Origin of the sequence: uncultured Marivirga sp. (genome assembly GCF_963974845.1) — a bacterium.
GTDB classification, from domain to species: Bacteria; Bacteroidota; Bacteroidia; order Cytophagales; family Cyclobacteriaceae; genus Marivirga; species Marivirga harenae.
In genome coordinates, this window is record NZ_CAXBEQ010000003.1 from 243239 (window position 1) to 257358 (window position 14120).

Here is a 14120-nt window from a genome sequence, read left to right on the forward strand (position 1 = left end):
TAGTGATTTAAGGTAATAATAAGGAGGAATCTCCATAAGATAGAAATCTATACTTATTATTTAAAGCTTCTTCATATACTATTTTCCAATCCGCTCCAAGAAATGCTGCAATCAAAAGCATTAATGTTGATTCTGGTTGATGAAAATTGGTGATTAATCCATTTACAACTTGGAATTCGTAACCTGGAAAAATGAATATTTCAGTATCTCCATGTAAACTGTCTAGCTGATTTTCATTCATGTACTCCAATACGGCCTGAAAGCTATCCTTTCTGCTAGGTAAGTTTTCAAACCCATGCTCATAAGGGTAAAGCTTCTTTATATGAAAAGTCTTGGTTGTTGCATTAATCAATTGCACTCCAAACCAGTACGCACTCTCCAAACTTCTAACTGAGGTGGTCCCGACAGCAATTATGGGCTTTTCTGTTTCTGCTAAAAACTCAATAGTAGCTTTAGCAATTTGAATTTGTTCGCAGTGCATGTTGTGGTCCAACACATTCTCTGATTTAATCGGCTGAAAGGTGCCAGCCCCTACATGCAAAGTCAATTCATGAATAGCATGTGATTGCTGAAGCTTATCTAAAATAGCATCAGTAAAGTGTAAACCTGCGGTTGGAGCAGCTACCGCTCCTTCATTTTTTGAATAAACCGTCTGATATCTTGGTTTATCTTCCTCAGTGGCCGATCTATTTAAGTAGGGTGGAAGAGGTGTGCTTCCCATCATTTCCACTATTTCTACAAAAGGAATTATTTGATTGTCCCACTCAAATTGGATTTCGTTCTTTTCATAATTTGTATAAGTGGCTGAAATTTTAACTTTTCCATATTCCGACTCAAAATAGCGCTCTAGTGTATCTGTAGCTTTCCATCTTTTCCTATTGCCAATCATGCAGTGCCATATACACTTTTTCTTCACTAACATAGCCTGGGCTACTTCAGGAGTTGGCTCAATAGGAGAAAGTAAAAAGATCTCAATTTTAGCTCCACTTTGCTTTTTGAAATGAATTCGCGCTGGAATGACTTTGGTATTATTGAATATCAGGCTACTTTTTTCAGGTAGGTAAGAAGTAATGTCATAGAAATGCTGGTGATGAACATGCTTATTTTGATACACCAATAATCGAGAATGATCTCTTTTTTCCAATGGAAACTTAGCAATTCGATCTTCTGATAATTCGTAGTGGTATTCTGATAAATCTATTTTTGATGCTTTTTCAAGAAGATTCATTGTTTTTATTCAGTCAATATTTATTCGAAAAGGATTAAGTTAAGATTTCATAATAATACTGCCATCTTTTTCATAGGCAATTAATTCTTCTCTTAACCAATGTGGAATTTCAATAGTATTTTTACTTTTCATATCGAACATCACCTGAATAGATGTACCAATTGTATGTACCACCTTATCCTCTGTTGTGATCATGTATTCTATAACAAAACTTTTCTTGCCTATTTCCTTTGTACGGACCCAGCATTTTGTACTCGGCATTCCAATTTTTAACTCCAATAAATAATTACAATTGATATTGGCGAGTAAGAACATATTCTTATGCCAATCCCATGATGGGGATGCTTCTAGCATATATCTGCCTCGGGCTATTTCAAAGTACTGTATATAGATCGAATTGTTGACATGGGCTAAGGGGTCTAAATCAGTCCATCGAACTTGAATATCTTCAGAAAATTTAAAATTATTGGGATCTGTATTGGGTTTCATGCTTTAACTTTAAATGAAAAGCAAAATTACTATTTTAAATTTAGGGGAGTGTGAAATTGGGCAGGAAATTGAATTCAACATATTATATTTCCTGCTTGTTTTATTGTGTGCGTCAGCACTGTGAAGGTAGGGGTCTATTGATTTTAAGCTATTGTTAAAATATTTGAAAGGCTCACATGGACACCCACTTCCTTTCATTAGAAGACTGAATCGCTTTCTCAATAAATAACATCCCCCGCACACCATCCTTAATTCCAGCCTGTACGAAGCTTTTTTTACTTTCATTACTAAGTATAGAATCAAAGAAACCTTCATAAATTCGTTGAAATGCTTCGGTGAAATAAGGAGAATGACCGGGTATATTTACTCTACTACCTTCTCCTGCTTCTTTTTCCAAACCCTTAATGGATTCTTCTTTGAAGTCGGGATATTTGATAGTGAGTAAATTGGGTTGATTATGATCCCATATTAACCCAGCTTTACTTCCGTAAATGTGCAGGCTCAAATCTTGGTCCTCACCCGTACAAATCTGGCTGGCTGACAAATATCCCTTGGCACCATTTTCCATTTCCATCAAAACATTGGTGTCATCATCAATTTTCCGCCCCTGTACCAAAGTAGAGACATCAGCTGTAAGCGATTTAACTTGGAGGCTGCTAACCGACTCCAATAAGTTGAAGGCATGCGTCCCTATATCCGCAATAGTGCCACCAATTCCTGACTTTTTCGGATCCGTTCGCCAACTTGCTTGTTTATGTCCATCTGCCTCAATTAATTGTGACAACCAGCCTTGAGAATAATCTATTTTTACCTTTTTTATTTGTCCTAAATGGCCTGATTGTATTAATTCTTTCGCCTTTTCCAGTAGTGGATAACCTCTATAGGTATAGGTCATAGCAAATTCGCCTTTGGCTTTATCCACCGTTTTTTGAAATTCCAAGGCTTCTGCATAGTTTACAGCTAGAGGCTTATCACAAATAACATGGAAACCAGCTTCCAATGCCAGTTTTGCTGTTTCAAAATGGAGATGGTTTGGAGTTACAATAGCTACAAAATCCATCCGTTCTTTTTCATTTAATTGAGCTTCCTTCTCAATCATTTCTTGGTAGGATTCATAAATCCTATTCCTTTTCAATCCTAATTCTTTGCCTTTAATCAATGACTTTTCTAATGTGGAACTAAAAGAACCGCATACTAATTCAGCTTTGCCACCAGTGGTGGCTGTAATTCTATGTATATCTCCGATCATGGAGCCAGGTCCGCCCCCAATCATTCCCATTTTTAAGATCCTGCTCATATTAAACCTTTTAAGTTCTTCAATTTTAATTTCTAATCAAACCATATTTTTATGACAGTGACTCATAGCCAGCGAGTCGAATTAGCACTGTTCAACTGGAGTTATCAGGAAAGGAATTGCATAAATGGCTGATTTTATAGATATCTTTTCCCATTTATATAAACTTTATTCGAATTCATTTCTTATTTCTTGAAACTAAACAATAACTTACTTAATATTAAATTTGATTACATAAATTTCGAGAATGAACAGAAGAGAAGCGATAAAGAAAACAGGAATGGCATTAGGTTTTGCTGCTACTTCACCACTGTTGATGCATTTGATTCAGTCTTGTGATAGTAAAAAGCCTTTGGGATGGAAGCCTCAATTCCTCGATGAAAAACAAGCATTGATAATAGCTGCTATGGTTGATCAAATTTTACCAAGAACAAATACCCCTGGAGCACTAGATGTTGGAGTTGATGTTTTTGTAGATAAAATGGTAGATGAGGTTTATAATGATGATGAACAAAAGCAATTTTTAAATGGGTTAGCATCTGTTGAAAAAGAAAGTCAATTAAAGAACGGAAAAATTTTTACAGATTTAAACAATCAAGAACAGTACGATTTCTTATATGGTCTGGAAAGCGAGATACAACACTTATCTTTTGATTCTGCCCCTCAGAAAAAACCTTTCTTTCTTATGCTTAAGGAACTTGTACTATTAGGGTATTTCACTTCTGAAGAAATTATGACAAAGCATTTGGACTATATCCCAGTTCCATCACAACTTCTAGCTTGTGAACCAATGAAATCAAACCAAAAATTAAGAGTAGGAAATTATTTTTAAGAATGAGTAAAGGAAAAAATCAATTTGATGCCATCGTAGTGGGATCGGGAATCTCTGGTGGATGGGCAGCAAAAGAATTGTGTGAAAAAGGCCTGAAAACATTGGTGCTTGAAAGAGGTAGGAATGTTGAGCATATTAAAGATTATCCTACTATGAACAGGGCTCCATGGGAGTTTGAACATAGGGGAAAGGAATCAAGAGAAGTTCAGGAAGAATACTATGTTCAGAGTAAAACTTATGCTTTTGATGAGGGCTCAAAACATTTCTGGGTTAATGATAAAGAAAACCCGTATACTCATCCTGATAACAAAGAATTCCGCTGGATAAGAGGTAATCATGTTGGTGGTCGATCTTTAACTTGGGGACGACAAAGTTATAGATTAGCTCCGATGGACTTCGAAGCTAATGCAAAAGATGGAATAGGAGTGGATTGGCCTATTCGATATGAAGACCTAGCGCCATGGTATGATAAAGTTGAAGAATTTATTGGGGTTTCTGGCCGAAATGAAGGCTATGAGCAATTGCCTGACGGTAAATTTCAACCTCCCATGGATATGTATTGCGTTGAAGACAAAGTAAAAGGAGCTATAGAAAAGAATTGGGATGACCGATTTATGACTATTGGTAGAACGGCAAACTTAACGCAAAATAAACATAACCGAACAAAATGTCAATACCGCAATCTTTGCAGTAGGGGCTGTCCTTATGGGGGATATTTTAGCAGTCAGGCCTCTACGCTACCAGCAGCTTCAGCTACTGGAAATATGACTCTAAGACCTCATTCAATAGTAGAATCGGTAATATTAGACGATAAAACCAATAAAGCTAAGGGCGTTCGAATTATTGATGCAGAAACTAATGAGTATCATGAATATTATGCCAAAGTGATTTTCCTGTGCGCCTCTACACTTGGTTCAACCTGGATTATGCTCAATTCCAAAAGTGATCGCTTTCCAGAAGGACTAGGTAATACGAGCGGTACTTTGGGTAAACATCTGATGGATCATCATTTTGAAGTGTATGTGAAGGCAGAATTTGATGATTTTAAAGATCAATATCATACAGGTTATAGACCCAACGGTATTTACGTTCCCCGCTTCCAAAATATAAAATCGCAACATCCTGATTTTATTAGAGGTTATGGTTTTCAAGGAGGAGGGAATAGAGTAGGATGGGGCTATGGAAACAGATTAGCTGGTTTCGGTGCTGACTTTAAAGATGCTTTAATGAAACCAGGTCCTTGGGAAATGTCATTTATGCCGTTTGGAGAAACATTGCCATACGAAGACAATCAAGTAACATTAAATGAAAATGTACGAGATAAATGGGGCTTGCCTACATTGCATATCGATTGCGAGTTCAAAGACAATGAAAAAGCCATGCGTAAGGATATGATGACAACTGGCAAAGAAATGCTAGAAGTTGCTGGGGGAAAAAATATTGAGGCAGTGAATTTACCTGCAATTCCGGGTTTCGGTATTCATGAGATGGGAACTGCCAGAATGGGAAGAGATGCCAAAACTTCTATGTTGAACAAACATAACCAATTGCATGAAGTACCCAATGTATTTGTAACTGATGGTTCTGCTATGACTTCTTCAGCCTGTCAAAATCCAAGCCTAACTTATATGGCATTAACGGCACGGGCTGTAGATTTTGCCGTTTCTGAATTGAAGAAAATGAATTTGTAAATTTTAATGGAGATTTCCTTAACGACACCTGCATTATTGTTTCCAGCAATTTCTCTTTTATTATTGGCCTATACCAATCGGTTTTTAGCTTTAGCCAATTTGATAAGAAATTTGCATGGTAGGTATATGAATGAGAAAGATGTAAATATTAAAGCTCAAATTACCAATTTGAAAAAAAGGGTGATTTTGATTCGAAATATGCAGTTATTAGGGATTTCCTCCCTATTCTTTTGCGTAGTAAGCATGTTCACAATTTATCAAGAATATCAAATGGTGGGCAGTATCATTTTTGGATTTTCTCTGGTGCTTTTGATGATTTCCTTATTGCTTTCTATTCTAGAAATTCAAATCAGCGTAAAAGCTTTAAATATTCAGATGGGAGATATTGAGAAGTAGGGTTGATACTATTCATTCTTTTTGAGGATGGGTTTAGGATGCACCTAGCAACTTTTTTGTTTTCTCCAGCTTAATTATTGGTAAGTTATCAAATCAATTTCTCTACTTTTGAGTTAAGCATATAGTGAAAACAAAAGCAATTAAATATCCTAACGAAGCTCTTGATTTAGCCCATAAAACAGGTGATAATTTAGCCGATGAAACAGTAAAAGACTTATTTGAACGTGGCTTTAATCCGCTATCCAATAACGCTTACAATCAACTGGTCTTCAATCATCAGAACATTCCTGATGCATTTCCAGAGAGTTTGAAACAGTATTTTAAAGAAATTAAAGCCTACCAAATTGACGAAAATCTTAAAGAGAGGGGGGCAAACTTTTATGTTGAGCATGCTTCCGCCATCATGCTGTGTTTAGGAATGCTTTCATTGCCATATTGTTATGCTGCAGCTGAGGGTGCTAAAGTACTGAGTTTTTCCAAAAGGATATATGAACAGCCTGAAAAGCGATTAACGGAAACGGCTGAATTCGTTTTTGATGTTTGTAGCCCGGAAGCTTTTACTCCAAACGGGAAAGGATTTATTAGTATAGCTAAGGTAAGATTGATGCATGCGGCCATCCGTTACCATTTAAATAAATCTAATAAATGGAGTTCTGATCTAGGTGTCCCTGTGAATCAGGAGGACATGGCAGGGACTAATCTTTCTTTCTCTTTGATAGCCATTCGTGGCTTGAGAAAATTGGGTTTTAGCATCTCAAGTAGTGATTCTTTGCACTATATTAGGTATTGGAATATTATCGGGAAAATGCTGGGAGTAGAAAGTCATCTTCTTCCTGAAAATAATCAAGATGCTTTTATTTTAGAGCACAAGATAAAAAGCAGAAATTTTAGATCTTCAAAAGAAGGTGAAATGTTGGCTGTAAATTTACAAAACTATATTAAAAATCAACCTCTTCCATTTCGTTTTCCAACTGAAACCATGATGGCTTATCTTTTAGGGGAGAAAATTTGCGGAATGATTGGTTTACCTTACGATCAATTAGATGTAGATTTAATAAGCAATATCAAGAATTTGAATGCCATTCGAAACGTATTACCTACTAATCACAAAAAAGAATTCGCTATTTTGAAAAAACAGTTTGGAGAGCGAAACCTAGGTGGTACTCCATTTAAGTTTTTGACAAATCTTGATAATTAAAAGGCAATATTATGGATCTGTTTTGTATGCAATATGGAATATAAAACGAATCAGGTGGTTAGTTTTAAGAGGCTCCAAAGCGATGAAATTTTATTGCCTCATCTTTTGAATGGAACTCTCTAAGTTTTCGGTTACCCAGTATTACGAATGACTTTAGAATTTGTCTTTGGGTTGAGGATAAACCAAGAATTCCAATATCCTTTTTTATTAAGTGCTTTATTTTGGCATAGACAAGTTCACTCTTCCTCATAAATTTTGGTGTGAAGTAGTTTTTGTCATTAACAATAATGATGATAGGTGTTATTATATTTCTTTCTAAAAGTAATTCTCTTGCATATTCTAATCTATCTATCATCAAGTCTTCCGAAGCCCTAGAATAATCGAGAATCAGGAAACTTGTATCTTGAATTTTTTCAAATCTGACATGGTCCATTATTGTAATTTAGCTATTTATGATAGTATTTAAAGAAACGTAGATTTTTTCTTTGAAGTTTTTATTCATTGTTTTAGAAATTAATTGATTTACTTCAATGATTATTAGGTACTGAAAAGTATTTAGTATTTATCGTTTTGGTTTAACCCCAATAATCATTCTCATCGCTGTTTATTAATCGTCAATCATTGAATTTATCTAATTCTCTATAGGTTTAGTAGATTTATAGTATTTCCATCCTATATTTGTGTGACTAAACCTAATGTATGGATTTTCAAGTTATTGTGACGCTAGCGGTCATTCTATTGGCAATTGTTTTATTTGTCACTGAAAAACTTTCAGTTGATCTGATCGGATTGGTTATTATCTGTGCTTTGGTGATAACTGGTGTAATTAGTCCGGTTGAAGGAATTCAAGGATTTAGCAATACCGCCACTATTACTGTGGCTTTTATGTTTGTCATGAGTGCAGCTCTTTTGAAAACTGGCGCTTTGCAATTTGTGGCCTATAAACTATCTGACATATTCAAGAGGAATTTCCGTTGGGGATTGGTTTTGATGATGTTATTGATTGCGCTGATATCCGCTTTTATAAACAATACACCGGTGGTTGCTGTCTTTATACCGGTGGTTATACAAATTGCTAAGAGTACACGTAAAAGTCCTTCTCAATTACTAATTCCACTTTCTTTTGCTTCCATTTTTGGAGGAGCCTGTACGTACATAGGTACTTCTACAAATGTTTTAGTAAGCGGTATAGCGCAAGAGTACGGCTATGAAGGTTTTAGTATGTTTCAATTGTTGCCGTTTGGTTTAATCTTGGTTTTGGTAGGTACTTTATATATGATGCTAATTGGTTCACGGATTTTGCCTAAAAATCGAAGAAACGATGAAAATCTTGAAGAGAAATTTGGTATGAGAGAGTATCTCACTGAAATTGAATTACAAGAAAACACTGATTCCATAGGAAAAACCATAATGCAAAGCGCATTGGTTAATGATTTAAAAATTGACATCTTAGAAATCAATAGGAATGGCACGCGCTACAACTTACCACAGGGGGACTTTATTTTACATGCTGGAGATATACTTAAGGTGCGTTGTAATTTATCAAATATTAAAGAGTTAAAAAGCAGAGCTAAAGTATTGGAAGGTTCATCCTTGAAAATGGCAGGCGATAACTTGCAAGGTACTGGTACTTCGCTGGTGGAGATGGTTATTAGTGCTAATTCCGAATTTGACGGTAAAAACTTGCAGGAAGTAGACTTTCGTAGGAGATTCAGGGCTTCTCCGCTAGCAATAAAGCATCGGGAAGAGGTTTTGCACGAAGATTTATATGATATTAAACTAAAAGCAGGGGATGTGTTATTGGCAGAAGTGAAATCTCACTACGTAAAAGAGCTTCGCAAAAAGGAAATGAGTCAGAACGCTCCTTTTGCTCTCCTTTCATCTGATCATGTAATTGACTTTAATAAGAAGCAATTTTTGATTGTAATCTCCGTGCTTGGTATCGTGATTGCTTTAGCGACCTTCGGAATACTAGATATTGTAATTTCGGTTATGGCAGGAGTTGTGGCCTTGGTTTTGTTGAATGTCCTGAATATGCGAGAAGTCTATAAAGCCATAAATTGGAAGATAGTCTTTTTATTAGCAGGGGTCTTAAGCTTTGGAGTAGCATTGACCAATACCGGCTTAGATCAAAAAATCGCTGGGGGACTTTTAGGTCAATTAGGCTCATTCGGCCCCATTGTAGTGTTAAGTGGATTATACTTGGCAACATCATTTTTGACCGAACTAATGTCTAATAATGCCACTGCTGCATTAATGGCACCAATTGCAATAGCGATAAGTACGCAACTAGGTTTACTGCCTACGCCCTTTTTGATGGCGGTTACCTTTGCTGCGTCTGCAAGTTTTATGACGCCTATTGGTTATCAAACTAATACCATGGTTTATACAGCCGGTAGTTACAAATTCACCGATTTCACGAAAGTAGGGGTGATGCTTAATTTATTATTTTGGATTTTAGCAACTGTCTTTTTACCTATAATTTTTCCGTTTCAGCCTATTTAGAAAGTTCCTTGAAGTATACAGTCTAGGCCATCAGTAAACATGTGAAAAAGCAAGCCGATTGCCACCAGACGACTTATTTTTGGAAATAATAAGAATAAGTATATCAATATTGCGAAATAGGAGTGAAGAGGATGGAAACCAATACTGCATCTTTCAGGATCAAAAATTGGGCTTGCTAACAGGTGATCTAGGTCAACCAGCATAGTTCCGATTAAAATCAAGTAAGCCCTTTTCCATTTTTTAGGGCTGTATAGATATGCAATAGCTAATGGTGCAATAAAATGCAGGCTATAATGAATAAGAGTGAAAATCATAGTCAGTTATCTTTCGCTTTAGGGAAGCTTAGAACAAAACGTGTTCCTGTCCCTTCTTTGCTTTCTATGTCCATTGATGAGTGATTGAAGGACAAAAACTGTTTCACAAGAAGCATTCCTAAACCTGTTCCGATTTCTTTTGAGGTACCTTCTTTTGAGTAGGTTCGATTATTACTACTGGATTTAATTATTGCTAAGGTTTCCTCATCCATTCCCATTCCACTATCTTCAATACGTATTTGGATTTGATTGCCATGTGCTAAATAATCAATTTTAATTTGATCTTCTTTGGAAGTATATTTTAGCGAGTTATTGAGTAAGTTGTTCACAATTATTTTTAATTGAAACGGGTCAATCCACGCATAAAAATCTGCTATATGATGAATGATTTCCACCTCTTTTTCATCTGCGATAAAACTAATGTCTTCTATGTAGGCACTGATATAATCACTTAATTTGATTTTCTGGGGATTGGTTTCGAAACCATCCATTTGCGTGTTAGCCCATTTCAAGAGGGCATTGATTTGTTCATCAACTTTCCCAACTTCTTTGGTTAGCTTTTTACTATACTTTGTGTAGTCTTCTGTAGAGATTTTGTCACCAATTTCTAATAATTGTTTAACAGAACTAATCGGAGATCGTAAATCATGAGAAAGAATTGAAAAGAGCCTGTTTTTAGTATTATTGATTTCTTTTAACTCTTGATTTTGTATTTCTATTAAAAGTTTCTTGTCAGCTAACTGCTTATTGATGCTGCTTAGATTTTGATTGTATTTGTCTTTTTGTTTTAAATGTCTCCGATATAGAAAAGCCAAAATTACCAAAAATAAAATGAGAGCACTCATCAAATAGATGGTCAGCATATTCCTATCTGATTTGGCGGAAAGTAGTTCTTTTTCAATATTGAGTTGATTATTTTCAGCTTTAGCTTGTTGTAGTTCGGCCCAGTTGATTTCGCGATTCATTTCCTCATTTAACAGGCTGTCACTATAGCTTTTATGTAATTTATGGAATTCTAGGGCTTTTTTGGTGTATCCTAACTTTTCATGTGCTTGGCTTAATTTAAGAGCAACTTCCGAGGCATCCCATTTAGCACCAATTTCCTTGGCAATTCTTAATGATTCAGCTCCATATTCTATTGCTTTGTGATAGTTCTTTCTTTTTAATTCTAATTCAGCCAAGCCACTCAAATTATAGCTTTTTTCCCATTGATTTGGTGAGTCATAATATACTTTTAGTAAATAATATTCAGCCGAATCTAGTTCCAGTTGGTCTAAAAAAACTGTCCCTAGTCTATTCATATTCATCAAGGCGTAAATAGGGAGATCATTTTGCTCTGCAATACTATAAGACTTTCTATAAGAATCTAGTGCTTTTTCTAACTCTCCCAACTCCTGATAGCAAATTCCAATATTGAGTAAATTGACAGTAATATTTCTTTGATTGCCTATTTTTTTATTGACTTTTAGTGCTTTACTGAATTCAACTACAGCTTCGTCATAGAGTTCTCTTCCTAGATAAATTAATCCTCTTCCATTTAATGCTCGGGCAATTCCTATATCATTACTGATTTCATGAGATAGATTATATAGTTTCCTGTACGTATTTCTGGACTCCAGATAATTACTTTGTACATACTGAATAGCTGATTTTAGGAAAAGTAACTCTGCGTAGTAGTCACTTTTAGTATTTTTTGTTGCCTGTATTTCGTTATTGATATGATCCAAAGCAGAATCAGGATAATTGAATCTCAAGGAATTAAGCGTTGTAATGATACTGTCTTGGGAACTAGATAATTGTTGGGGGTGTAATTCAAAAGATAAATTGAAGAAAACCGTAAAAAGTATCAGAAAGTTAAATCTCATGCAGGATAATCGATTTTATTGCCACAAACATAAATATAAGTCTTAATTCATGCTTGTTCTTGAATATAGTTATTTTTGATCAAAGATTTGTACATGGGATCTGAAATCAATGTTTTAGGGTTCCCTATTATTATTAATTTTCTTTTGGCTCTAGTAAGTGCAACATTTAAACGCCTATAATCCTTTAAAAAACCTATGTTTTCTTCTGCATTCGATCTTACTAAACTTAAGACAATGACTTCTTTTTCCCTTCCTTGAAATCCATCAATGGATTTTATTTCGACATGGTAATCCCTTAGTGCAGACTTTAAACGGCTTACTTGCTGGTCATATGGAGAAATAATTCCGATGTCTTCAGGAAACAAACGGGAAGACAATAAAGCGTCAGTGACTTCTTTAGTTAAATCTATCTCTGCTTGATTGAAAAAGGAATAGCTGTCTGTTAACTGTTTTTCAATTCCTTCTGGACAAGGAAGAAAAACAACTGGTTTAGAAGCTTGTACTACCTCTTGAATCATTGGGTTTACAAAACGATAAGGATCAAATCCAGGTAGATCGGTTAAACTGTGTTTTGAAACCAAGGGATGAGCTTTTAATTTGTTTTGATAAAAATTTTCATTTGAGAATCTCATTATCTCCTGATGCATCCTATACTGAATTGTCAATAGATCCATTCGGTCAGACGGAAGTTCCGATTGAAATCTTTCGAACAAACTGGTTTTTAATTCATTTGCTTCTTTAGCTTTTACAGTTGGTGGTAGCTGTTGATGGTCGCCTGCTAGAATCCATTTTTTTCCTTTTACCAATGGGATCAGAGATTCTGGTTCCGTTGATTGAGTTGCTTCGTCAATGCATACAATATCAAAAATAATATCCTTCAAAAGATCACTGCCGGCCGAGGAGTTTGTAGTACAAATCACCTGGCTTTTCTCCAAAATCCTTTCAATTGCTTTATTTTGCAGAGCCTGAGCTTCTTCATAATTTTTGTTAATCTCTTGCTGAATTGAAATCCATTTTGCCATTTTTCTGAGCTTTGCAGAGTGTATTCCCCTGTAGGGTTTTTTAGAGCTAGCCAATTGTATTATTTTGTTATCACTTAGCCCTCTTCTGTTTTGTCCTGTAGCCGGAACGTAATCATTTTGTTCTTTTTTTTGCACTTGAATTCTATTCCAAATACTGTTGGCTTGTTGGTAATCAGGATGATCTTGCAACTGGACATCTAAGCTCAAACTAAGTAGGTTTTCATCCATGCGAATAGGGTTACCTATTCGGGTAGCAGGAATTTCGAGTCTCTGCAATTTTTCTAAAATATTATCAACAGCGGTATTGGAAGGAGCTGTCAGCAATATCTTTTTACCCTTTTTGAACAATGCTTTTACCAAATGGGATAGGGTAGTGGTTTTACCAGTTCCAGGTGGGCCATGTATTAGAAAAATATCATTTGATGAAAGTGCTTTTTGAATGATTTTGTTTTGTCTGCTATTCAAGATGTCATCATCAATATTGTTTAAATCGGAATTATTTTTTTCTTCATTTAATGCAATTACTGATTGTATGTGTTTTTGCAAGGAAGGCAGCAATTGTAGTTTGTCAATTGCCTCCGTCATTCTTTGAAAAGTGATATCATTAGAGAACAAATCTAATCTTAAATTTCTGCCAAAAACCAAATAGGGTGGTAGCTTATTGTATGCTATAGTTATACTGCGTTTTGTCTTGCTCACCACTGTGGCTTGGTCTTCTTTTCCGGTTGGTGTTTCCTTCGAGATAATGACTACATCACCATTGGAAATTTCATTGTCAGAAAGCCCAGACGCTTTGACCAGTTTTACTAAAAATACACCTCCAATTCCTGAACCTGCATCCTTACCAGTTAAGCCTAAAATGGCCCTGCCCTTTGCTTCCCGTTGCCGGCCTGAGTAGTGCTGAATTTCGTGCAAATGAAACTCCATTTCTGCTTTCCTTTCTTTCTGAATTAAGCTTTTGAAAAATGTACCGTACTGCTCAATGTTAGAAAATCTTTTCATATCTGTTTTTCCTATGGGTCCCATCACAAACTTAAGCAATTGGTGATAGTTTTAAGAATTTACAGAAAAGGCTGGGGTAGATTGTTAAAGTGCAATTTTAGTGAATATCTAATTTATGTATCTTTTTCAAAACCTAAAAAATTATCAGTGATTAGCATCCTTGATGACGTTGATCTTAATAAATAAAAATTGTATTAAACGATGTTGGTGAGAATTTTATTAAAATATCATCTGCTTATTTAATTTTTAGCGTAAATAAAAAAATGCTCCTTAACAGAATATTA

12 protein-coding genes are annotated in these 14120 nt (G+C 35.4%); 5 read left to right on the forward strand and 7 right to left on the reverse strand.

All coding sequences use genetic code 11. The features are described from left to right. Nucleotides 1-7: 7 nt before the first annotated feature. The 3 genes from AAC601_RS08650 to AAC601_RS08660 all read right to left on the reverse strand — a co-directional run bounded on the left by AAC601_RS08650 (nt 8) and on the right by AAC601_RS08660 (nt 3014). The gene (locus AAC601_RS08650) at nt 8-1228 is read right to left on the reverse strand and encodes an S-adenosylmethionine:tRNA ribosyltransferase-isomerase (RefSeq protein WP_340153017.1); all 1221 of its coding nucleotides are present in this window, start codon (nt 1226-1228) and stop codon (nt 8-10) included. A 39-nt stretch (nt 1229-1267) separates the two neighbouring features. Beyond that, nucleotides 1268-1717 (reverse strand): thioesterase family protein, encoded by a 450-nt coding sequence (locus AAC601_RS08655; RefSeq protein ID WP_340153018.1) that lies wholly within the window; start codon nt 1715-1717, stop codon nt 1268-1270. Nucleotides 1718-1889: 172 nt separating this feature from the next. Next, a complete protein-coding gene (locus tag AAC601_RS08660; protein WP_340153019.1) occupies nt 1890-3014 on the reverse strand; it encodes a Gfo/Idh/MocA family oxidoreductase in 1125 nt (374 codons plus the stop codon). A 244-nt stretch (nt 3015-3258) separates the two neighbouring features. Between AAC601_RS08660 and AAC601_RS08665 the strand changes: the two genes are divergently transcribed. From AAC601_RS08665 to AAC601_RS08680, 4 genes are all read left to right on the forward strand, one after another. Beyond that, a complete protein-coding gene (locus tag AAC601_RS08665) occupies nt 3259-3843 on the forward strand; it encodes a gluconate 2-dehydrogenase subunit 3 family protein (protein WP_340153020.1) in 585 nt (194 codons plus the stop codon). A 2-nt stretch (nt 3844-3845) separates the two neighbouring features. Continuing rightward, nucleotides 3846-5534: a GMC family oxidoreductase gene (locus AAC601_RS08670; protein ID WP_303268777.1), complete on the forward strand. Its 1689-nt coding sequence runs from the start codon at nt 3846-3848 to the stop codon at nt 5532-5534. Between the two features lie 6 nt (nt 5535-5540). Next, nucleotides 5541-5930 (forward strand): DUF2721 domain-containing protein, encoded by a 390-nt coding sequence (locus tag AAC601_RS08675; protein WP_340153021.1) that lies wholly within the window; start codon nt 5541-5543, stop codon nt 5928-5930. A 124-nt stretch (nt 5931-6054) separates the two neighbouring features. Continuing rightward, nucleotides 6055-7128 (forward strand): oxygenase MpaB family protein, encoded by a 1074-nt coding sequence (locus AAC601_RS08680; RefSeq protein ID WP_340153022.1) that lies wholly within the window; start codon nt 6055-6057, stop codon nt 7126-7128. Nucleotides 7129-7192: 64 nt separating this feature from the next. Here the strand turns inward: AAC601_RS08680 and AAC601_RS08685 are convergent, their stop codons facing one another. After that, nucleotides 7193-7561, reverse strand: a complete 369-nt coding sequence (locus AAC601_RS08685) for a hypothetical protein (RefSeq protein ID WP_340153023.1) — start codon at nt 7559-7561, stop codon at nt 7193-7195. Nucleotides 7562-7827: 266 nt separating this feature from the next. Between AAC601_RS08685 and AAC601_RS08690 the strand changes: the two genes are divergently transcribed. Next, on the forward strand, nt 7828-9633 hold the full coding sequence (locus tag AAC601_RS08690) for an SLC13 family permease (protein WP_340153024.1): 1806 nt from the start codon (nt 7828-7830) through the stop codon (nt 9631-9633). Here the strand turns inward: AAC601_RS08690 and AAC601_RS08695 are convergent. The 3 genes from AAC601_RS08695 to AAC601_RS08705 are packed head-to-tail and all read right to left on the reverse strand — an operon-like array spanning nt 9630 to nt 13836. After that, the gene (locus AAC601_RS08695) at nt 9630-9947 is read right to left on the reverse strand and encodes a DUF6122 family protein (RefSeq protein ID WP_340153025.1); all 318 of its coding nucleotides are present in this window, start codon (nt 9945-9947) and stop codon (nt 9630-9632) included. The genes AAC601_RS08690 and AAC601_RS08695 overlap by 4 nt on opposite strands. Nucleotides 9948-9949: 2 nt before the next feature. Beyond that, nucleotides 9950-11812, reverse strand: coding sequence for a tetratricopeptide repeat-containing sensor histidine kinase (locus AAC601_RS08700; RefSeq protein ID WP_340153026.1), 1863 nt, complete (start codon nt 11810-11812; stop codon nt 9950-9952). Between the two features lie 47 nt (nt 11813-11859). Beyond that, nucleotides 11860-13836, reverse strand: coding sequence for an IGHMBP2 family helicase (locus AAC601_RS08705; RefSeq protein WP_340153027.1), 1977 nt, complete (start codon nt 13834-13836; stop codon nt 11860-11862). Nucleotides 13837-14120 lie beyond the last annotated feature (284 nt).